Genomic DNA, 21,233 nt, shown 5'->3' with positions numbered 1-21,233 from the left:
TGACGCTGACTAATTGCTGCTGACAGGTAATCTCAAGGTAACGCACCGGCAACCAACTGCAGTTTAGCATACTGCTTAACTGCGCTTCGGTTGCCGGATACATCACACTGTCTTGATGTTTAAATGAGATGTACTGAGCAAACAAAGCAAAATATTCGTCCGGTCTTGGCTTACTAACCAGTCGGTAGGTCAGGCCCGCCCGCTTAGCTTTATTCAGCAGGCGGCGCTGACTGGCCGAGGCCTGCCAATGCTGTGGGTCAACTCGTACTGACTGGCAGGCACGGCAGGTCGGGCAATGCGGTGTATAGCTTTGCTCGCCACTTCGCCGAAAGTTCAGTGTCAGCAGCTGCTGGTAGAGTTCGGCGCTGATTGGCTCATCGGGCATCAGCACGACTAACTGCTCCTGCTGGTCAGGTAAATAGCTGCAACCGCCGGGCTGGGTTAAACCAAAACGTAGTGGCCGCCTGGTTACCGGAAAAGATTCAGTCATAATGTAAGCTTAGCGGTTGGGGCTGCCAGTGATCTGGCGGAACTGGGATCACTGCCTGTTGCTGTAACAAGTTTAAGTATTGCGACCGGTCCAGCGTGACAGCGCCTAATTGCTGTAAAAACGGATTAGAGAGCTGGCAGTCAATCCAGCCTTCTGCATACTGGCTTATATGCTGCTGCAGTGCCAGCAATGCAAATTTGGCGGCATTCGGGATCCGGTTAAACATCGACTCACCACAAAAAAGACCTCCCACTACCATACCATACAGGCCACCAACCAGCTGCTTGTCCTGCCATACTTCAATGCTATGGGCACGGCCTTGCTGATGCAACTGCTGATAAGCTTGTTGCATTGGTGGGAGTATCCAGGTATCAGGCTGATGTTTTCGTGGGGCGGCACAGCCCTTCACCACATCAGTAAAGGCATGGTTAACAGTTAGCTGCAAAGTTGAACGCTGCCACTGTTTGCGCAGGGTGCGGTTAAATTTCAGGCTGGCAGGCGTAAATACCGCACGTACCGACGGGCTCCACCATAATAACGGATCGCCCTCACTGAACCAGGGAAAAATACCGCTTTGATAAGCCAGTACCAGGCGGCCAACTGACAAGTCCCCGCCCATTGCCAGTAAACCATCAGGTTGCTTAAGTGCCCGCTCAACCGGGGGAAACCACAGTTGATCGGGATCAAGTTCGGGCAGGTAGATGGCCATCTGAAAGGGCAGGGCAAACTACGTTATTTTACCAGACCGTCAAGGTAACGCTCGGCATCAAGCGCAGCCATACAGCCGGTACCAGCAGAGGTTATGGCCTGACGATAGATGTGATCAGACACATCACCGGCAGCAAATACGCCTGGAATACTGGTTTGCGTCGCATTGCCTTCAGTACCGCTGACAACCTTTAAATAACCGCCATTCATTTCCAGCTGGCCTTTAAAAATATCGGTATTGGGTGAGTGGCCAATAGCAATAAACACTCCCTGCAGCGCCAGCTCTGTTGCTGCTTCGCCTTTGGTCGACCCCAAACGGACGCCGGTTACCCCCATATCATCGCCTAATACTTCTTCCAGCACGCAATGAGTATGCAATACGATTTTACCTGAGGCCACTTTCTCCATAAGCCTGTCAACCAGGATCTTTTCAGCTTTAAAGCTGTCGCGGCGGTGAATAAGGTGTACTTCACTGGCAATATTTGACAGATACAGGGCTTCTTCTACGGCGGTATTACCTCCACCGACCACGGCCACTTTCTGATTTCGATAGAAAAAACCATCACAGGTGGCACAGGCTGATACACCACGGCCACTGTAGGCTTCTTCTGACGGCAGGCCCAGATATTTGGCAGAGGCACCAGTACAGATAATTAACGCATCGCAGGTATAGCTGCCGTTATCGCCGTTAAGGGTAAAAGGCCGCTGCTGTAAATCGACGGTATGAATATGATCAAAGATAATTTCGGTATTAAAGGCCTGTGCGTGGGCCTGCATCCGCTCCATCAGTCCCGGCCCGGTTAATCCATGGGCATCGCCTGGCCAGTTTTCCACTTCGGTAGTGGTGGTAAGCTGACCACCCTGTTGCATACCTGTTAGCAGCACCGGTTTTAAATTTGCTCTGGCAGCATAAACTGCGGCGGTATAGCCGGCGGGCCCTGAACCCAGAATTAGTAACCGACAATGCTTGCTGTTTGACATCTTTTACTCCAAAAAACGACTTAGTGAAAACGCAATGGGGTCGATTCTAAAAGAATGCAATGACCATAGAAAGAGTTGCTAGTGAATTTGTTCGGTGCTGACTGTAAACTTCAGACGTCAAATTATTAGTGGTTAAACGCACATATCAGAATTGATTGATAATAACAGTGGCCAGAGCGGATTTTCCAACCAACAGGCAAAAACTGTCCGTCGTGGCTATCAGATTGCGGCCCTGATGTGGCAAGCTTGTCAGCTTATTCTGATCCTTGCTGATTAATCATCTCTAGCTGTTGCTGCAATACCTTAAGTTGATTTTCAATTTTTGCTTTGTGTTTTTTATCAGCATTTTCCAGCGCTGCTTCACAGGCCCCAATTTTATTTAGCAGCTGTTCTTTGTTGTCTTCACGCTCTGCGGCCTCTTCGGCTTTGTCAAAAACCACGTCCTCTGCTGCGGTCTGCTGTGGTTGGCCGGCTTTCACCTGCCGGGTCGGTAATACTTTGCCATCATCTGCTAATTTTCTCTGATTCATAAAAGCAGGTGAGACGATCTCCACTCCTTCATTGTGCAGCGCATCCAGTACCTGACTACGTAATCTGGAACGGGCTGTCAATAAACTTTTAACGTCAGTCAACATGCCACTGATTTTGTAAGTAATAGCATAGTTACCTAACTCCAGGATCTGGACAAAAGGATCGGTAAGTTCACTGTCTTTAGCGGCTTTTAAAAGCAAAGTCTCAATTTTTGCATGATGCACATCATAGCCAAGAGATAAGGTGCTGGACACGATACAACCCGAACTGTGAGTAACGCAGATTGGGTTTTGGACTAAAAACGTGTTTGGTAATGAGACTAACTCGCGGTTTTCAGTTTGAATTTCAGTATCCAGCAATCCGCGTTCAACAACGCGGCCAAAAAACTCACCTGTCTGAATAAAATCGCCGGTACGAAAAGGCATTGTTACCCTGAGCATCGTCCCCGCCATGATATTTGAAAAGATAGTACTGGATGAAAATGCAAATACCCCTGAGATCACCAGGCCAATCAGGCCCAGTATCTGATTACGTGTGCTGTCACTGACCGGGAGTGACAGCGCAATTGCCACAATGCCGATGACTGTCAGGATCAGCATGGCCAGTTGTCTTGGGAAAAGCTTCTCATTTCCTTCAGAACGATGTCGTCTGATTAACACTATGTGAGCCAGCCATAGTATTGCGACAACGATAATACTGGTGATTATTAAGGGCAAAAATAAACCCAGAGTTGCAGTTACTGACTGTATAGCAGACATAGCAGCCCCATTAAGTTAGTGGCATATTCCAAAAACGCGCGCCGGTTAGCAGCAAATATGAACCCGATGCCCTGTTCAGTAGTCTGAATCAGATCGGTTGGGGCATCAGATATAAATATACAGCTAAAAAGTGCAATATGCTGCCGGCCAGCACAAACAGGTGCCAAAACATATGATGCAGATAAAGACTGCGCCAGATATAAAACACGACGCCACCGGAATAGGCCAGGCCGCCGGCCAGTAACAGCCACATCGCTGGTGCGGGAACATGAGTTAGCATCGGCTTAATAGCAACAATAACAATCCAGCCCATCCCCAGATAAAGGGTTAAAGATAATCTTTTATATTTCAGTCCGGTAGCCAGTTCAAGCACCACGCCGGCTATGGCAATAAGCCAGATAACGCTAAATAAAGTCAGGCCCCAGTCACCGCGCAGGCTAATCAGGGTAAAAGGCGTATAGGTGCCGGCGATCAGAATAAAAATGGCCGCATGGTCCAGCTGGCGCAGTCGGTATTTAATCAGCGGGTTATGAATACTGTGATAGAGTGCTGAACTGGTATACAGCAGTATAATACTGCTGCCATATATCAGCGCACTGGCCAGCTGCCAGCTATCGCCAAAAGCCAGGCTTAACCTCAGCATCAATATCAGACCAAGCAGCCCCAGCAAGGCACCTGCCGCGTGACTCAGCGCATGCAGCTGCTCTTCTAAAACGGTGTAACGGCTGATAGGGGTCATAGCGTTTGCCGGCTCAATAGCTTAACGGTGAAATACGAAGCCCTATCTTAACAACAACCTGGCGAAGGTAAACAAGAAGCGGCGACATATCGGTAAAAGCATTGGTATTTGCGGGCGGCAGCGGTAAACTGCACTTTTTCTGTCAAACGCGTCTTATGCCATTACTTATTATTCTGGGTTATGTCTGGCCCGAACCCAATTCCTCTGCTGCCGGTAGCCGGATGCTAAGCCTGATTAAACTTTATCTCAGTTATGGTTGGCAGGTACAATTTGCCAGCCCGGCAGAACTGAGCCCGCATCGATTTTTGCTGGCAGAGCTTGGCGTAGCTGAAAAGCAAATTCGTTTAAACTGCGATAGCTTTGACCGCTGGCTTACCGAGCAAAACCCGCAAGCGGTAATATTTGATCGTTTTATGCTGGAAGAACAGTTTGGCTGGCGGGTAGAGCAGGCATGCCCTGAGGCAATGCGCATTCTGGATATGGAAGATTGCCATGCGCTGCGCCAGGCCAGACAACACTGCCATACTCAGCAGCGGCCAGTAGACGCTGTGGCCCTTAATTCTGAATTAGCCCTGCGTGAAGTTGCAGCAATTTATCGCTGTGATCTGACGCTGGTTATCTCAGAGGCTGAAATGCAATTATTGCAACAGCATTATGGGGTGCCGGTGGCACTGCTTTGTTACTGTCCGTTCTGGTTAGACCGCTTGCCGGCATGGGCCCGACATGACAGCACATTGCCGAAGTTACCGTCATTTGATCAGCGCCGGCATTTTATTGCGATTGGCAATTTCCGGCATGCCCCCAACTGGCAGGCGGTCTTGTGGTTAAAACAGCAAATCTGGCCGTTGATACGCAGGAAGCTGCCAGATACCGAGCTGCATATTTACGGGGCTTATCCGCCACCCAAAGCGACGGCGTTAGATCATCCCGCGCAGGGTTTTTTTGTTAAAGGCTGGGTTGCTGACAGCAGAGCCGCTATGCGAACGGCAAGGATATGCTTAGCACCGCTGGCTTTTGGTGCCGGTCTTAAAGGAAAACTGCTTGAAGCAATGTGTCAGGGCACTCCCAGCGTTACGACAGATATTGGCGCCGAGGGTATGAGCATTGCCAGTGGCTGGTGCGGGATTATTGCTAATGACAGTATGGCTATTGCTGATGCAGCTGTCGCGTTATATCAGCATGAGCTACTTTGGCAGCAGGCACAGCAGCAGGGCTTACACATTATTCGCAGTCGGTTTGGCCCGGACCAGGCGCTCAGGGTATGGCAGCATATTGAGCAGATCAGGACAGCATTAGAACAACAGCGGCAAAGCAACTTCACCGGGCTGATGCTACGCCATCATGCTTATCGCAGTACCAAATTTATGGGGCAGTGGATAGAGACAAAAAATAAACTGGCGCTTATTGCGCCAGCATCAGTCAGAGATTAACTGACAGTTTAAGCCTGAAGGCGGTTAACGCGAACCCCGTGGTAAGCGTTGTTTACTGTCATTAATTTTCTGTGCCCAGAACGCGGCAGCCGCTCCCGGGGTGGTTTTCAGCGGATTTTCGCCTTTCGCTTTGCTTTTTGCTGCTGCTTTTGCAGCTGGTTTGGCAGCCGGCTTGGCATCGTTAGCAGGTTTAGCCGGTTTTTGTTCAGCCTTGGCCGGCTTTTCTGCTTTGGCTTTGCCGCCTGTGCTATAGCTTGCAGCTAATTCCGCCAGTTCAGCCAGACGGATGTTTTTACCACCATCTACACTAAACCAGCCCGGCTTCTGCTCAAGCTCGGGTGCTTTACCAAATTTTGCTTTGTAAGCTGCGGTAAAATCAGCGATAACCTGATCTTTATCCAATTTTGTCATGCTAGGTACCTGTGCGTGAAAATTAATCGTTGCCGGGTATTTATACATCAAAACACAGGCAATAGACAAATTTGCCTGCTTTTTAACAGTTTTTAAGTAGAATAGTGCTATTAGCACATCAAATATCGCGGGGTTTTTATGTTGCAACGGCAACAACTGGTCAGCCTGTTATCTGAGCTGCTGCAAACAGAACGGGTGCGTGATTATTGTCCTAATGGCTTGCAGGTGGAAGGAAAGCAGGATATCAGACGTATCGTAACCGGAGTAACGGCCAGTCAGGCACTGGTGGATGCCGCCATTGCCTGGGATGCGGATGCTATTTTAGTGCATCATGGTTATTTCTGGAAAAACGAAGCTGCAGCAATCACCGGCATGAAGAAAAAACGTTTACAGGCATTACTGGTAAATGACATAAACCTGTTTGCTTACCATTTACCATTAGATATTCATCCGCAACTGGGAAACAATGCCCAGCTTGGCAAGCGACTTAATGTACAGAGTATGACACCATTACCAACCGTTGAGCCAGTCGGTGTGGTGCTTCAGGGGGAATATCCCGAGCCAAAAAGTTTAACCGAGGTGGCATTATTGCTGCAGCAGCAACTGGGACGGGATGTGCTGGTACATGATGCCGGCAGTAACAAGCCGATACGCAAACTGGCCTGGTGCACCGGTGGTGGCCAGGGCTACATTGAGCAGGCTGCAGCAGCTGGCGCGGATTTATTTATCAGCGGTGAGGTGTCAGAGCAGACTATTCATGTGTCGCGTGAACTGGATATTCATTTTATTGCTGCCGGACATCACGCAACTGAGCGTTATGGTGTAAAAGCGCTGGGTGACTATCTGGCAGCGAATCATCAGTTAGACGTGAAATTTATTGATATTGATAACCCGGCATGAACAAGGAAACTGATCGTAGCTTCGATGGTATTGCCGCCAAATTTCGGCGCAATATTTACCAGAGTAGCAAAGGCGAGATCCGTCAGCAGGTATTGCTGCGTGATTTAAGCTGCCTGCCTGCGCTGCAAACACCTTGTCAGGTGCTGGATGTCGGTGCGGGGCAGGGCCAGATAAGTCTGGCACTGGCTAAATGCGGGCACAGGGTCCATTTAACTGACATTTCGGCAGACATGCTGGCTATCGCGGCCGACACTGCCTCCACCGCAGGCTTGCCGGTGGCAGGGCCTTCTGCTCAGGTGCGTTTTAGTAAGCTGAGCCTTGCTGAATTAAGCCAGCATGTGGAACAGCAGTATCCGCTGGTGCTCTGTCATGCCATGCTCGAATGGCTGGCACAGCCTGACAAGGCTTTAACTGAGCTGTACCAGCTGGTGGCACCCGGCGGGGTATTATCACTGATGTACTACAATAAGGATGCCAAACGGCTCAGCAACATACTTTATGGTAACTTTGATTATGTCGCCGCCGATTTTAAGGTGAAAAAAAAAGTCAGTTTAAGTCCGCAAAATCCGTTAGACCCACAGCAGGTGACGCTTTGGTATCAACAGGCGGGCTTTTGCTTAATCAGTAAAACCGGGGTACGTTGTTTTCACGATTATCTGCAAAACCGCAGCCAGCAACAAAGCCATTTTGAGCAACTGCTGGCGTTAGAGCTGCAGTTTAACCAGCAGGAGCCTTATGCTTCGCTGGGGCGTTATACCCATTTGCTGTTAGAAAAGCCGGCTTAGTTAAATTCAAAGTGGTACAGCAGGTCGACTGCGTTATCAAGTCCGGAAACAGCTTCCAGATACAGGTTTTGCATCAGCCGGTAGCGCAGGGTAAATTCCCCGATAGGTTCAAAGATGCCAATACCGTATTTAATCTGTAAGTCACGGTTCAGGTAGCCGCTTACTGTCACCTGCGAGCTGTCGCCGGAGCCGGCAGTATCCAGAGTAAGGTCCCTTACCCCAAAGGCTTCGCCAATTTCGCCTACCAGATTGCCACTGGAAGCTATGCTCATGCCAATAAGGCTGGTGGTAACGGCATTTGCGGTACTGCCAGACTCGCTGTCCAGGTCGCGCCCGACTAAAAGATAAGATAACGCATTAGCCTGCGGCATCGCCGGTTCAGAGAAAATCGTGATTTGTGGCCGGTCTGCCGGACCGGTAACCCGGATCCCTGCAATGACGTTGTCTTCAATATTATCAGGGTTACGAATGGCCTCAATGTTCAGATAAGGTTGATCCGGTGGACCACTAAAGGTCATTTTGCCCTTGCGGATCAGTAAATCCTGACCATAAGAGCGGAATGTGCCATCGACCAGACGCAGTTCGCCATTAATGGTTTGTCTGTTCTGTGTTTGCCGCACTTGTAAGTTGCCGCGCAAAAAGGTTTCCAGGCCAAAAGCTTCAAGCTTAACGTTGTCGCCCAGCTGAATGCTGATATCTGCCTCAACCGGTATCGCCATTTGCTGCTCAGTGATCTGTTCGCCTTCCGCGGTCAGAATCACGGTATCATCTGACACGCCAATGGCATTAGGTGGCAGTTCGTCGATATTAAGCTGCGCTGACGGAATGCTGATATCACCGGTTACCCTGGTGAGGGCCGGACTGGCACTTATCTGCAAATCGGGCTTAGCTTGCAAGCGGCCCTGCGCAATCTGAATCCGTAACGGATCACCTGTAATAGCAAGGCGGGCCCGCCAGGCATCCAGCTGCTGCCAGTTTGCATTCCCTGTCAGGTTAACGTTACCCTGAGGGGTCGTGATATCTCCGAGCAGTTCGGCTTGTGCGCCGTTAAAATTGACCTGCAACTGACCGTCATTAATGTCAGTCGGTGCCAGTTTACCTTTAACCCTTAATTGCTGCAGCGCCAGCCTGCCCGCCAGTAACGGGTTCTCCACAGTGCCTTCTGCAGTAATGTCGGCACTAATCACACCAGCTAATTCACTGTACTCATCCAGTAAAGGCTGCAGGAATTCGAGCGTAAAATCGCTCAGCGTCAGCTGCCCGGCTAAAGGGCGCTCATCGCCGCTGACATTACTGATATTAAGTTCTGCAGTTAACTGTGCCTGTTTATTCAAGGTCGCCTGCATCCGGGTATTAAGCTGGTCATCTCGTAACCGGCTGCTTAAGCTCAGCTGCTGCCAGCTTAACTTTACCGGTGGATTCGCCAGTTCAGTTAATGCCCCGTCTGTGCTTTGTAATGTCAGATCTAGTTTTGGCGGTTCGCCCGGTTGCCAGCTGACATTGGCATCGGCAGCAAGCTCCCCTTCTAAACTGACGACCAATGGCATATAGGGGTTCAGATTCGCCAGCTTGAACTGTTGCAGACTGATATCTGCTGCCAGGTGCTGCGCACTGAGCGTTGCCTGTTTCGTTAAACAGAGCGATGCGGGCGCTTGCAGCCAGCAGTGCTGACTGATTTGCAGCTGCTGTTTATTATGATGGTAGCTTAGTGCTAACGGTTGCTGTAGTTGCCAGCTTCCCAGTGGACTACCAAGCTCAGCAGCGGTTAACTGGCCTTGCCATTGACTCCGGTCAAGCAATTGGCCACTTAGCTGCAACTGGCTATCTGATATTGGCGATTGCAACGAAAGCTCCAGCTGATGTTGTGCTTCACTGCCTGAGGCTGTCATTGTCAGTTCGGTAATCTGGTAGCCTTGCACATAGCCATCAGTGGCGAGCAGTTCAACCCTCGCCTGTAGCTGTTGCTTCAGCGCTAGCTGCAACTGAACACTCAGGTTATCCAGTCGATCAGCGCCATAGCGCAGTGTCTCAGCGCTTATGCTGGCTGTTAATTGCGGTTGCTGCCGTGCGCCGCGGACAGCTGCCTCTGCATGAATAACGCCACTGGCAGAGGGCAGGCTGCTGCTTAAATCTGCAATTGCCACCCTGGCATCAAGTTGCCACTGTTCAGCCAGTGTGCCGCTCAGGCTTATCTGATTGCTGCCGTGTTGTACTGTCAGCTGTTTGCTGCTGAACTGATAACGGTTACCCTGCTGGCGGAAGCTGGCTGAGACATCGCCGCTGATGTTAATGATTTCATCGCGTAAACTGCCATCAATCGCCAGTTGGCTTAATTCGGTCTGCCAGCTACCATCGGCACTAAGCTTACCCTGATTTATTACTTTGCCGTTTAACTGTCCCCGGTACTGCGGCCAGAATATGTCGGGCTTTATTTTGCTCAGATTCAATTCAGTCTGCCAGCTAAGCGTTGGCGCAAGCTTTATACTGGTGTTGCCGGTAATAGAGCCATCCAGTGTTTTAATATTTAAGCGATCAATCGATAACAGTGATTCAGCCAGCTGATACTGGCCAGAGGCATTGATATCAGACTGCGGTACCCTGCTGTGCGACACACCACCGGCAACGGTAAATTGCAGTTGTTGCAAATTGCCATTGGCGGTTATCCGACCGCTGGCCAGCTGCCAGGGGCTCTCACTCTGCAACGGCCAGCTGAAAGCATCGTATTGCCCGATTACACTGAGGGGTAAGCTGTCGGTTAACAGCGCCAGTTCAGCCTCCGCGCTGGCATTAAGCGTTCCAGCGGCACGGACCGTAAGCGCTAAATCGGCCAGGCTGCCACTGAGGTTGATATTGAGTTGCTGCTGAGCTAATGGTGCTTGTTTAATGACGGTGCTGAAGCGGCCACTCAGTGGATAACTACCTTGCAGAGTAATTTCAGCGGTGGCGCTGAGATTAGCCAGCGGATGAATGGCCTGCAGGTCAAGTAAGCGGATACTATGCTCACGGGCTTGCAGACTGAAAGTGATATCCGGCAGCATTGTCACGGTGTCCTGCTGCATCAGGCTGGCATCGGTCAGGCTGAATCCGTTAACAAATACCGAGACAGGCAAGCTGATATCGGTTAGCTGAGGGGGTTGATAGTGAAAAGGTTCTGCCGATGGCTCGCTGCCGGGGGCCAGTTCAATTTGCAACTGCCGAAGCTCACTGTCATTGAGTTGCAGCTGGCGGCCCCAGGCTTCTATTGCTGTACTAAACCGACTGAAGCGCACGGTATTTGTACCCAGTGTGGCCGTTGCATCATCAATAGTCAGGTTGGAGACACATACTTTTAGCTGAAAAAAACAGGCATTACTGATATCAAGCTGTAACTGTGCCAACTGCAGCTTAGTGGTATCTTTTTGCCAACTGATATCGTTAAGCTGCATACCACCAAGCAAACTGCCACTGTGGTCAGCAACAGTAAGCTGGGGTACATATTTCTGGCCTAGCCATAAACTGAATTTCAGGCCGGGCGAAGTGTACAGCAGTATGACGAGCGCCAGCACCACCAGCAGTAAGGGGAGCAGCAGTGTCCAGTTCAGCCATTTTAACAGACTGCTGAAAAAACGGGTTTTACTAACCGGGCTGGTCATAACGGCTGCCTCATAGCTCAGGGCCAAGGGCAAAATGGATGTGAAAAGCCTTACGCTCGCCACTATCCAGGCCATAGCCAAAATCAAGCCGTACCGGCCCTACCGGTGAGCCCCAGCGAACACCCAGACCAATGCCGCGTTTAAAGTCGGGACTGTCATTCCAGGCGCTACCATAATCGAAAAAGCTGGCCAGCCACCAGTTGCCTTTGACCCGGTACTGATATTCAACCGAGGCAGTTGCCATATAACGACCACCGGCAATATCAGTAGCACTGTCCTGAATTGGCAGAGACTCGTAGCCATAACCACGCAGGTTATTATCACCGCCGGCAAAAAAACGCAGGGACGGCGGTAAGTTTTCAAGCGCTGCGCCGATGACTGCCCCCGCGTCCGCCCGGGTAACAAAGCGGTGATCATTACCACGCATACCAATCCAGCCAGCCCGGGCCCGCAGCCGGACAAAGTTCTCATCTGACCCCCAACTTTTATCTGAAACTTCAACTGCGAGCAACAGCCGGTCAGCTGATTTAGGCATATTGCCCGAGCTTTGTCGTAACCGGTTAAAACTCAAACCGGGCATCAGAATATTGCTGGTATTGCGCTTATCAAATTCAGTGGCTTCTTCGTACAGCCAACGGATTGACGCTGTCCGGTACCAGTCATTTGCCAACAGCCAGTGGCGCTCTGCCGCCAGATTCGAGACCTTGGTTCTGACCTCATTTTGCTCGGTATAATCTTTTACACCGTAGCCATATTGAAACTGATAAAAATCATTGGCGGCATCAGCCAATGGCATTTTGTAAGTACCTTCAATATTTTGCTCTGCATTAGACAGGATAAGATTGCTATCTAAGCTATGACCCCGATCATTGAGCCAGGGTTTGAACCAGCTTAATCTGAGCCTGGCGCCGACTTCACTGGAATAACCAATACCGGTTTCCACGCTGTTGCGCTGTCTCGGTTCGAGCTTGACGATAATGGGCAGGGTGTAGTCAGTGATTTGCTCTGTCTGTCCCTCAATTGAAATCGAGGAAAACCAGTTAGTATTTGCCATGGCCTGGTTAAATTCGCCAAGCTTGCTGGCCAGGTAGGGCTGGCCCGGCTGAAATGGGAGCAGTGACTGCATCCATCTTTCACGAATTTGCTGACCACTGAAACTTACTTCGCCAAATTTATACCGGGTACCGCTGGCGAAATGTAAGGTGATATTGGCCTGATTCCGCTCTGGGATAACTTCCAGGCGGCTGCGGCTGAATTCAGCATCGAAATACCCTCTGCGTAATGCCAGGCTACGGAGCTCGTTCTTCAGACTGTCATACTTGCCGTGGTGCAGGATATCTCCTGCTTGCGGTGCCTGGTTTTTCAGTAGCTCAGAGAACTGCGGGTCGTCAGCTGCATCGCCTGAGAGCTGAATATCAGCAGTGCTGATCCGGGTGGGCGGGCCGGCAGTGACATCAACCAGTAAGGTCGTCTTTCCCGACTTTTCAGACAACGTAAATTCAACTTCGCTCTGATAATAGCCAAGCGCCTGCAGCGCCGTTTCAATATCCTGTTGTAACTTCATCTGAAAACGGAGTGAACCTGAAATATCAGCTTTGTCATATCGGGCGATATGATTATCAACGTTTTGAGCCAGATCCCCTTTAATACCGCGTATTTTCAGTTCAGTCTCGGCAGCGATGCTGAAACTGGTCAGAAATATAATGCTTATCAATGTTCTTAATAACGACATGCGGTTAATCTGGTATCCTGTTAATAAAACAGCAACTGATGCCTGGCTGCTTCGGGACGAAAACAATATTATGACGTACAAACAACGGCAGTGTATACCGCCTTTACCCGCTGGCGGCTTAACGGCATGGGTAATACAGCCAGATGCCATGAGCATAATCCTCTAAACGCAAAGTGGATTTTTCGTTATACTAACTGCCAGACAAGGCCAGCGGTCAGCAACTAACTCCAGTTAGACTATAGCAAACTGCCTGTATCGTTAGCCAAACCAGATAATAAGATCGGTGCAACCGGACAAGGTGTAAGTGAATGCAAAATATTGTAATCAGCGGCTCAGGGCTATTTACCCCCAGCGCTACCATCAGCAATGCAGAGCTGGTCGCCAGCTATAACCAATATGTCGATTTGTTTAACCGTCAGCACGCCAGCGAAATCAGTGCCGGCCACTGTGAAGCCCTGGAATATTCGAGCAGCGAATTTATTGAAAAAGCCTCGGGGATCAAAGCACGGCATGTCTTGTATAAAGAGGGCATTCTCGACCCGCAAATTATGCATCCGGTTTTTGAGAAACGGGATGAGAATACGCCACCTGAAATGGTTGAAATGGCAGTCGCTGCGGCTCGCGAAGCGATGACGCAAGCAAATAAAACTGCCGCAGATATCGATTTAATCATTTGTGCAGCCTCTAATATGCAGCGGCCTTACCCGGCATTGTCTATCGAGTTGCAACAGCTGTTAGGGGGCAGTGGTTATGCTTTTGATATGAATGTTGCTTGCTCTTCTGCCACTTTTGCTATCAGCAATGCCGTTAACGCGATTCGCGGGGGGACCGCGAAAGTGGTATTAGTGGTTAACCCTGAGTTTGCCTCGCCGCAGGTTGATTACAAAAACCGTGACAGTCATTTTATTTTTGGTGATGTCTGTACCGCAACTATTATTGAAGCCCAAAGCAGCTGCACGGCTGACAACGCATTTCGTATTTTAGGCATGCGGCTGAAAACCAGTTTTTCCAATAATATCCGTTGCGATGTCGGTTATACCGAGCATTGTTTTGCCGACACTGATCCTAAAGTTCCTTTTTTTAAACAACAGGGTCGCAAGGTGTTCAAAGAGCTGTTGCCGATCGTGGCTGAGGTGATTCAGGATGAGATGGCCGCACTGAGTATTGGCCCGGATCAACTCAAACGGTTATGGTTGCATCAGGCTAATATTAATATGAATATTTTTGCAGCAAAGAAAATTCTGGGGCGCGATCCTTTACCGGAGGAAGCGCCGTTAGTGCTTGATACCTACGCTAATACAGCGTCTGCGGGCTCAATTATCGCTTTTCATAAGCATAAAACAGGACTGCAACAAGGCGATAAGGCGGTATTGTGCTCATTTGGTGCGGGTTACTCAGTCGGCTGCCTGATGCTGGAGCGCTGCTAAGCCGGCGCTGTTCACCGCTGACTGAGCGTGTCGCGCTGCAGTCAGCAGTCTTATCGTTATAAACGAATAACAGAGTTATGATCATAAGACAGCGGTGATGGCAAATAGGCATCTGCCGTATCATCATTTAACCAGGTTCCACCATTGACTAAGTAACGGAACTGATATTCTCTGTCCTTTTCCAGAGTCAGACTGGCACTGAAGTCTCCCTTTTTATTCTTTTTCATTGCTAACGCATTCGGATCCCAATTATTAAACTCGCCAAGTAACGCCACTGATTCAGCATCAGCGAGTTGTTCAGCGCTCAGTTTAAAAGTCACTTTACAAGCGGGTCTGGTTTTTAAATATTGTTTGCTGATACTCATGTTTATTCCCTCAATCTGGCTCGGCTGCCAACCTGCTTAAACACATTGCGGCTGCGATGGTGCATACAATCAAAAATACTACGCAAGAATTATGACTAAAAAATGACCGGTCTGATCACTGCTGCTACCATAAATCATGGCTATTGCCACGGCAAATAACTTTAAGTTGTAGCAATATAACTGCTGTTCAAACGCTTGTTTTAAACTTTGGTGTTTGTAACAAAATATTACGCCGTTTATCCGATACCCTTACTGTAAAGGGAGTGACCAAGCTGGCTGGCTGACTAATATGTCAGCGCAATGCCCCGTCGTTTAAGGGCTGGCGACAAAGCCGCCAAGCTAAAAGTGCTTACTGGCTGAGGGCTGTTTTGCAAGTTCAGGATACAAAGATTAACAGTCGCCGGCATACAATTGCTGGCGTAACGATTATGATGCAACAAGTTAAATTTGACAGGTAGGTAAGTCATGTCGTCTTTTTTTGTTAAAGCAATACTTCCGGTAATTGTAATAGTGGTAGCCATCGGTGCCGCAGTAAGTTTAGCTAAGATGCGTCAGCCACCCCAAAAGAATGACGAAAGCCGGCCGGCAATTCTGGTTGAAGCTGCAGCCATCGAGCCAGATAACATTATTTATCAGATTAAGTCGCAGGGTATGGTGTCACCAAAACTGGAAACCAGCCTGATTTCAGAGGTCAATGGCCGCATTGTGGCCGTAGCCGAGCAATTTGTTGCCGGTGGTTTTTTTAATCAAGGCGACTTGCTGGTCAGGGTGGAACAAAGTGACTATCTGACTAACGTAAAGGCGGCGCAGGCAGCACTAGCCAATGCCCAGGCCATGCTGGCAGAAGAAAAAGCCCGGGTTAAAGTGGCTGAGGAGGAATGGCGCTCATTTACAGATGGCAATGCACCTGCACTGGGCTTGCGCCAACCGCAGCTGGCCAGTGCGCTGGCCAGTGTTCAGTCTGCAGAAGCCGAGCTGGAACGGGCAAAAAGGGATTTGGCCCGCACTGAAATCCGCGCTCCCTATGATGGTATGGTGCGAAGCCGGGCCGCTAATCTGGGCCAGTTTATCAGCCGCGGCACTGTGCTTGGCAGCATTGTCGGCACAGACGTCGCAGAAGTGCGCTTACCGCTGACCGATACTGATATGGCATTTTTAGTCATGCCAGACTCGGCAACAACGGCCAACAACCAGGTGATACTCAGCAGCACCGTTGCCGGCGAGCAACTTAGCTGGCCAGCCAGGCTGGTCAGAACTGAAGGCATGCTTGATGAGCGTAGCCGTGTCATCTATGTAGTGGCTGAGGTCACCGATCCTTACCAGCGTCAAAGTCAGGATCAGCCGGTATTAAACTTTGGCCGCTTTGTCGGCGCGACGATTGTCGGTACCCAGGCTAAGCAGGTAGTAAAAGTGGCGCGCCATTTATTGTTGCCGGGCGACCAGGTGTTAGTGGTAGATAAAGACAATATGCTGCAGTTTCGCGAGGTTACAGTGGACCGTGCAACCAGTGAATTTGCTTATATCCGCTCGGGGCTTCAGCCGTCTGATCAGCTGGCCTTATCGGCGATTTCTAATCCGCTGGCTGGCACCGTAGTGCGCATTGCCGGTGCCGAGAGTATCGAACAGCAAACAAGTGAAGCGACCAGGCTTGCTGATGCGGCAGCAGCGAAAACGGATACGGTACAGGGGCAATAATATGGATACCAATACAGGAATTATTGCCTGGTTTACCCGTAACAGCGTCGCAGCCAACCTGCTGATGGCGATTATTCTGGTGGCGGGTATTGCCTCGGTCCTGACCATCAAAAAACAGGCATTTCCGGAAATAGAGCTGGAAGTGGTTAATATCCGGGTACCGTATCTGGGCGCTGCGCCACAGGAAGTGGAAACCGGTGTTATTGATAAAATTGAGCAAAGCCTGCGTGGCGTTAATGGTATCAAGCGGATCCGCTCTACGGCAGTAGAGGGGCTGGCCACGGTAAGGGTTGAAGTTGCCTCAAACTATGACGTGCAGGAGGTGATGGATGAAATTAAAACCCAGGTCGGTTCGATTTCGTCGTTGCCTGAGCAAACTGAGCGGCCGGTGGTATACCGGGTGCGTTTTCAAAGCAATGTTATGTGGTTGTCACTTTACGGCGATGCACCGGAGCGCACGTTAAAGGAGCTGGCCAAAGATATCCGGGATGAAATTAAAAAACGGCCCGGGGTCAGTAAAGTTGATGTAATAGCGGCCCGTGATTATGAAGTGGCGGTTGAAGTTTCTGAACTTAAATTAAAAGAATATGGCTTAACGCTGGATCAGGTGGTTGCCGCTATCCGTGCCAGCTCAGTGGATTTGCCCGGCGGTGCTATCCGCTCTGAAAGTGGTAATATTTTGCTGCGTACCAAGGGCCAGGCGTACAACCAAACCGATTTTGACAATATTGTGCTGTTAAAATTTGCTGACGGCAGCCGGCTGACGTTAGGTGAGATTGCCAACGTCACCGACGGCTTTATTGAGCGCAGCCGCTTAGCGACCTTTGATGGTAAAGACAGTGTGTCAATTCGTATTGATGCGGTGGGTGAAGATGATACGCTGCAGATAGCCGAGACGGTAAAACAGTATGTTAAGGACAAAAAAGCCAGTTTACCGCCCAGTGTTCAGTTAGATTACTGGGGCGACTCCAGTTATTACCTGCAGGGCCGGCTGGACCTGATGACCGATAATCTGCTTTATGGGGTCATCTTAGTGCTATTGGCATTAACCCTGTTTCTGGAGTTCCGGGTGGCGTTCTGGGTAATGGTCGGTATCCCGGTATGCTTTTTAGGTGCGCTGGCGATGCTGCCGCTGCCGATGTTTGACGTTTCTATCAATATGATCAGCTTATTCGGATTTATTCTGGTGCTGGGGATAGTGGTGGATGACGCAATTATCATTGGTGAAAGCGCCTATACCGAAATAGAAAAACGCGGTAAATCCACCGCTGCGGTTATTGCCGGGGCGAAGAAGGTGGCGATGCCAGCCACTTTCGGCGTATTAACCACTATTGCCGCTTTTGTGCCAATGCTGATGGTGGGCGGTGGTCAGTCGGCTATCTGGGAATCAATTGCCTGGGTCGTGGTGCTGTGTCTGGCATTTTCGATTATTGAATCAAAACTGATTTTACCTACCCATATCGCCAATATGGATACCAAGCCGTGGGATCCGGATAAAGGCGGGCTTTATGCACTCGGCCGCTTTGGCAGCAACATTTTAAAACGGATCCGCGAAGCGGTGTCCCGTGGCCTGTTTCGTTTTATTCATAATACTTATAAGCCGTTTATCGAAGCCTGTATTCGGCTGCGCTATCTGACCATGGCAGGTTTTTTTGCGATGTTGATTGTTATGTTCGGCGTGTTGCGCGGCGGCTTTGTGCCCTGGGTGTTTTTTCCGGATCTGCCGAGCGACTTTATTCAGGCCAATGTGCAAATGGAACAGGGCGCGTCAAACGAAGCCACTGTGCTGGCGATGCAGGAAATCGAGCAGGCGTTGCTGCGGGCGAATATCGAACTGGGCCGCGAGTTTAACGAGGACGTCATTAAACACCGGCTGGTTTTTTTAAACAGCGATACGGCCGGTCAATTAGTGGTGGAGCTTAAAAAAAGTGAAGATCGCGAAATTGACGGTTTTGAAATCGCTAAGCGCTGGCGCGAGCAGGTACCGGAAATTCCTGGTTTAAAATCTTTCAAAATCAACAGCTCAGTCGCCGGTGGTGGCGGGGCCGATATCGCACTGCAATTGCGCGGAACCAATCTGCAGAATCTGCAGCTGGCAACCCAGGAGCTGAAAGACCGGTTGGCCGAGTATGCCGGGGTGTTTGATATTGAAGATAACCTGCTAGGTGGTAATGATGAAATAGTGCTGGCGTTAAAACCGGAAGCCGATTTACTTGGAATTAGTCTGGCCGATTTGGCCCGGCAGGTTCGCTATGGTTTCTATGGTGCTGAAGCACAGCGCTTACAACGCAATGGCGAAGAAATCAAAGTGATGGTGCGCTACCCACGGGACGAGCGTCGCTCAGTTGGTGATTTGGAGAATATGCGGATCCGTACCGCCAATGGCGGTGAAGTACCGTTTTCCAGGGTCGCCAGCTACACCATGCAACCGAGTTTCAGTGCGATTAACCGGGTAAATGGCGAGCGGGCAGTGACCATTACAGCGGCCGCCGATAAAACGCTGATCGAGCCGGGCGTGGTGGTGCGTGAGGTAAAAGATAAGATTATTAAAGAGCTGGAGCAGAAGTACGCTGGCGTAACAGGGTCGTTAGACGGTGCCAGTCAGGATGAAATTGACGCCCAGGTTGATTTAATGAAAGCCGCGGCGCTGGCGCTGTTTGCTATTTATGCCCTGATGGCGGTACCGCTGAAGTCATACAGTCAGCCCCTGATTATTATGAGCGTTATTCCGTTTGGCTTAATTGGCGCGGTGATAGGCCATATGCTGCTGGGACTGAGCATGAGCATTATGTCGATTTTCGGCCTGGTGGCGCTGGCGGGCGTCGTGGTCAACGACAGTCTGATTATGGTGGACTTTGTAAACCGGGCCCGTGAGCAGGGGGTTGCAGTGCGCCAGGCGGTGGTGGAGGCTGGCACCCAGCGCTTCCGGGCTATTTTGCTGACATCTCTTACCACCTTTGTCGGTTTGGCGCCCATAGTGCTCGAGCGCAGTTTACAGGCGAAAATCGTGGTCCCGATGGCAGTGTCACTGGCCTTTGGTATTCTGTTCGCGACGGTAATTACGCTGGTGTTGATCCCCGCGCTTTACGTGATCCTGGAAGATACCCGTAAAACACTGCCCCGGGCGATTGCCAGTTTTGGCCGGGCTATTCGCTGCTACGCTGTGTTTAAAGAGGCCGACAGCCGCCGTGAATTCTGGCAGTTTTTTCTGATACATCTGCTGCTGTTGTTCGGGTTTCTGATTATCGACGGCATAGTCGCCGCGATTGGCTTACTGGCCAGTGGCACTGTTGCTCTGACGTATTTAATTGCGATGACCCTGCCCATTGCGGCAGCCATCTGCCGGCGGTTAACCGATTTGCAGATCAGCCGCTGGTGGGCCCTGCTGCTGGTTATTCCGGTACTGGGCTTGTTCAGCTTGTTGATTATGACAACACTGGCAGGAAACAGTGAGCAGGATGACTCAGACAATGCCGGGCAGGCGGTGTCTGGACAGCCGGTATTCGGTGAAAGTGCGAATTAGCAGCAATTACAGCTGGCGGCTGGCGGTGAGCTGAGCTTATGACGATATGGCAATGGCTAACAGCGGCCATGCCGCTGGCAAGCGTGTTTATGTTGCTGGTGCTGCTGCGGATGCCGGCGCGTCAGGCCATGCCCCTGAGTTTTGTGATCTGTGCCTTGCTCTCTCATCTGGTCTGGCAGGTACCACTGCAGCAACTGGCGGCAGCCAGTGCTGAAGGGCTGGTGATTGCCGCGACTATTTTATGGATAGTGTTTGGCGCTATTTTACTGCTTAATGTATTAAAGCAGACCGGCGCTATTGATGTCATCAAAGCAGGCTTTGGTGCCATCTCAGCTGATAAACGGGTGCAGTTAATTATTATTGGCTGGTTGTTTGGTAGTTTTTTAGAAGGCGCCGCCGGTTTTGGTACCCCTGCCGCGATTGTCGCACCTTTATTAGTGGCACTGGGGTTTAGTCCGTTGTCGGCCGTTGTGCTGGCATTGGTGGCTGATTCCAGCGCGGTCTCTTTTGGTGCTGTCGGTACCCCGGTGCTGATTGGTATTGCTCAGGGGGTGCCGGGTATTCAACCTGACACCGTGTTACAGGTAGCGTTAACGGCAATCAGTATTGATATTCTGGTGGCTTCCTGGTTACCGCTGGTGATGGTAGTGATGTTAACCCGTTTTTTCAGTCAGCAAAAAAGCTGGCGGGCGGGTTTTGCCATAGCTCCTTTTGCGCTGCTAAGCGGCTTAGCCTTTACGCTGCCAGCCTATCTGGTGGCGTTATGGTTAGGGCCGGAGTTTCCGTCGGTGCTGGGGGCGCTGATAGGTCTGACACTTATCTGTATCGCTGCCCGTTATCAGCTGTTTCTGCCGGCCAGCCCCTGGCAGTTGCACCATAATGAACCGCAGCCAGCTTACGCTGAGCCAGCGCTGGCGGTGGCTGCCGTTACGCCGCTGCGCAATACATTGCCGCTATGGCGCGCCTGGCTCCCGTATATTCTGGTTGCCTTGCTGTTGGTCCTGACCCGATTGCCGGGGCTGCCGTTTAAAGCCGGATTACAACAACTGGCCTGGCAGTGGTCTGCTATTTTTGGTACCGAACTGACCGTCACTGTCAGTCCGCTGTATTTACCCGGCAGCTTATT

16 protein-coding genes are annotated in these 21,233 nt (G+C 50.5%); 7 read left to right on the top strand and 9 right to left on the bottom strand.

The window, feature by feature from the left end; genetic code table 11:
- The 5 genes from R3177_RS05595 to trhA all read right to left on the bottom strand — a co-directional run.
- Positions 1-490: arginyl-tRNA--protein arginylyl transferase (locus R3177_RS05595; protein ID WP_318970057.1), on the bottom strand; the 490-nt coding region annotated here is incomplete at its 3' end.
- Entirely contained in the window at positions 483-1,199 is a 717-nt protein-coding gene (gene aat, locus R3177_RS05590) for a leucyl/phenylalanyl-tRNA--protein transferase (protein ID WP_318970056.1), read from the bottom strand. The genes aat and R3177_RS05595, both read right to left, overlap by 8 nt.
- A gap of 23 nt (positions 1,200-1,222) precedes the next feature.
- Complete coding sequence (trxB, locus tag R3177_RS05585; protein WP_318970055.1) at positions 1,223-2,179, bottom strand: thioredoxin-disulfide reductase; 957 nt, start codon at positions 2,177-2,179, stop codon at positions 1,223-1,225.
- A gap of 254 nt (positions 2,180-2,433) precedes the next feature.
- Positions 2,434-3,468: a mechanosensitive ion channel family protein gene (locus tag R3177_RS05580; RefSeq protein WP_318970054.1), complete on the bottom strand. Its 1,035-nt coding sequence runs from the start codon at positions 3,466-3,468 to the stop codon at positions 2,434-2,436.
- Positions 3,469-3,556: 88 nt separating this feature from the next.
- Positions 3,557-4,207, bottom strand: a complete 651-nt coding sequence (gene trhA, locus R3177_RS05575) for a PAQR family membrane homeostasis protein TrhA (protein WP_318970053.1) — start codon at positions 4,205-4,207, stop codon at positions 3,557-3,559.
- Between the two features lie 155 nt (positions 4,208-4,362).
- Between trhA and R3177_RS05570 the strand changes: the two genes are divergently transcribed.
- Positions 4,363-5,637 (top strand): glycosyltransferase, encoded by a 1,275-nt coding sequence (locus R3177_RS05570; RefSeq protein ID WP_318970052.1) that lies wholly within the window; start codon positions 4,363-4,365, stop codon positions 5,635-5,637.
- 24 nt (positions 5,638-5,661) lie between these two features.
- Here the strand turns inward: R3177_RS05570 and R3177_RS05565 are convergent, their stop codons facing one another.
- Positions 5,662-6,048 (bottom strand): hypothetical protein, encoded by a 387-nt coding sequence (locus tag R3177_RS05565; RefSeq protein WP_318970051.1) that lies wholly within the window; start codon positions 6,046-6,048, stop codon positions 5,662-5,664.
- A gap of 138 nt (positions 6,049-6,186) precedes the next feature.
- On the opposite strand from R3177_RS05565, the gene R3177_RS05560 reads away from it, so the two are divergent.
- Entirely contained in the window at positions 6,187-6,948 is a 762-nt protein-coding gene (locus R3177_RS05560; RefSeq protein ID WP_318970050.1) for a Nif3-like dinuclear metal center hexameric protein, read from the top strand.
- Positions 6,945-7,733 (top strand): methyltransferase domain-containing protein, encoded by a 789-nt coding sequence (locus R3177_RS05555; protein ID WP_318970049.1) that lies wholly within the window; start codon positions 6,945-6,947, stop codon positions 7,731-7,733. The genes R3177_RS05560 and R3177_RS05555 overlap by 4 nt, the downstream gene beginning before the upstream one ends.
- Here the strand turns inward: R3177_RS05555 and R3177_RS05550 are convergent.
- Both R3177_RS05550 and R3177_RS05545 read right to left on the bottom strand, forming a co-directional pair.
- The gene (locus R3177_RS05550; protein ID WP_318970048.1) at positions 7,730-11,365 is read right to left on the bottom strand and encodes a translocation/assembly module TamB domain-containing protein; all 3,636 of its coding nucleotides are present in this window, start codon (positions 11,363-11,365) and stop codon (positions 7,730-7,732) included. The two genes, R3177_RS05555 and R3177_RS05550, sit on opposite strands and share 4 nt — an antisense overlap.
- Before the next feature lie 10 nt (positions 11,366-11,375).
- Positions 11,376-13,097 carry an autotransporter assembly complex family protein gene (locus R3177_RS05545; RefSeq protein ID WP_318970047.1) on the bottom strand — a complete coding sequence of 574 codons (1,722 nt, stop codon included), beginning with the start codon at positions 13,095-13,097 and terminating at the stop codon, positions 11,376-11,378.
- A gap of 308 nt (positions 13,098-13,405) precedes the next feature.
- Between R3177_RS05545 and R3177_RS05540 the strand changes: the two genes are divergently transcribed.
- Entirely contained in the window at positions 13,406-14,524 is a 1,119-nt protein-coding gene (locus R3177_RS05540; protein ID WP_318970046.1) for a beta-ketoacyl-ACP synthase III, read from the top strand.
- Between the two features lie 56 nt (positions 14,525-14,580).
- Here the strand turns inward: R3177_RS05540 and R3177_RS05535 are convergent, their stop codons facing one another.
- Complete coding sequence (locus tag R3177_RS05535; RefSeq protein WP_318970045.1) at positions 14,581-14,889, bottom strand: isoamylase early set domain-containing protein; 309 nt, start codon at positions 14,887-14,889, stop codon at positions 14,581-14,583.
- A gap of 465 nt (positions 14,890-15,354) precedes the next feature.
- Here R3177_RS05535 and R3177_RS05530 point away from each other — a divergent pair, with 465 nt between their 5' ends.
- The 3 genes from R3177_RS05530 to R3177_RS05520 all read left to right on the top strand — a co-directional run.
- A complete protein-coding gene (locus R3177_RS05530) occupies positions 15,355-16,584 on the top strand; it encodes an efflux RND transporter periplasmic adaptor subunit (RefSeq protein ID WP_318970044.1) in 1,230 nt (409 codons plus the stop codon).
- Between the two features lies 1 nt (position 16,585).
- Positions 16,586-20,107, top strand: coding sequence for an efflux RND transporter permease subunit (locus R3177_RS05525; protein ID WP_318970043.1), 3,522 nt, complete (start codon positions 16,586-16,588; stop codon positions 20,105-20,107).
- 38 nt (positions 20,108-20,145) lie between these two features.
- Positions 20,146-21,233 (top strand): L-lactate permease (locus R3177_RS05520; protein ID WP_318970042.1); only part of this gene is annotated, 1,088 nt, incomplete at its 3' end.

The organism is Arsukibacterium sp., from assembly GCF_033722355.1.
Taxonomy (GTDB): domain Bacteria; phylum Pseudomonadota; class Gammaproteobacteria; order Enterobacterales; family Alteromonadaceae; genus Alishewanella.
This window is presented reverse-complemented; position numbering and strand designations above follow the sequence as displayed.

Coding starts and splice junctions, on each gene's coding strand:
- R3177_RS05565 (WP_318970051.1), bottom strand. CDS start 6,048: ATGACAAAATTGGATAAAGATCAGGTTATCGCTGATTTTACCGCAGCT.
- R3177_RS05545 (WP_318970047.1), bottom strand. CDS start 13,097: ATGTCGTTATTAAGAACATTGATAAGCATTATATTTCTGACCAGTTTC.
- trxB (WP_318970055.1), bottom strand. CDS start 2,179: ATGTCAAACAGCAAGCATTGTCGGTTACTAATTCTGGGTTCAGGGCCC.
- R3177_RS05555 (WP_318970049.1), top strand. CDS start 6,945: ATGAACAAGGAAACTGATCGTAGCTTCGATGGTATTGCCGCCAAATTT.
- aat (WP_318970056.1), bottom strand. CDS start 1,199: ATGGCCATCTACCTGCCCGAACTTGATCCCGATCAACTGTGGTTTCCC.
- R3177_RS05560 (WP_318970050.1), top strand. CDS start 6,187: ATGTTGCAACGGCAACAACTGGTCAGCCTGTTATCTGAGCTGCTGCAA.
- R3177_RS05550 (WP_318970048.1), bottom strand. CDS start 11,365: ATGACCAGCCCGGTTAGTAAAACCCGTTTTTTCAGCAGTCTGTTAAAA.
- R3177_RS05530 (WP_318970044.1), top strand. CDS start 15,355: ATGTCGTCTTTTTTTGTTAAAGCAATACTTCCGGTAATTGTAATAGTG.
- trhA (WP_318970053.1), bottom strand. CDS start 4,207: ATGACCCCTATCAGCCGTTACACCGTTTTAGAAGAGCAGCTGCATGCG.
- R3177_RS05525 (WP_318970043.1), top strand. CDS start 16,586: ATGGATACCAATACAGGAATTATTGCCTGGTTTACCCGTAACAGCGTC.
- R3177_RS05535 (WP_318970045.1), bottom strand. CDS start 14,889: ATGAGTATCAGCAAACAATATTTAAAAACCAGACCCGCTTGTAAAGTG.
- R3177_RS05540 (WP_318970046.1), top strand. CDS start 13,406: ATGCAAAATATTGTAATCAGCGGCTCAGGGCTATTTACCCCCAGCGCT.
- R3177_RS05570 (WP_318970052.1), top strand. CDS start 4,363: ATGCCATTACTTATTATTCTGGGTTATGTCTGGCCCGAACCCAATTCC.
- R3177_RS05580 (WP_318970054.1), bottom strand. CDS start 3,468: ATGTCTGCTATACAGTCAGTAACTGCAACTCTGGGTTTATTTTTGCCC.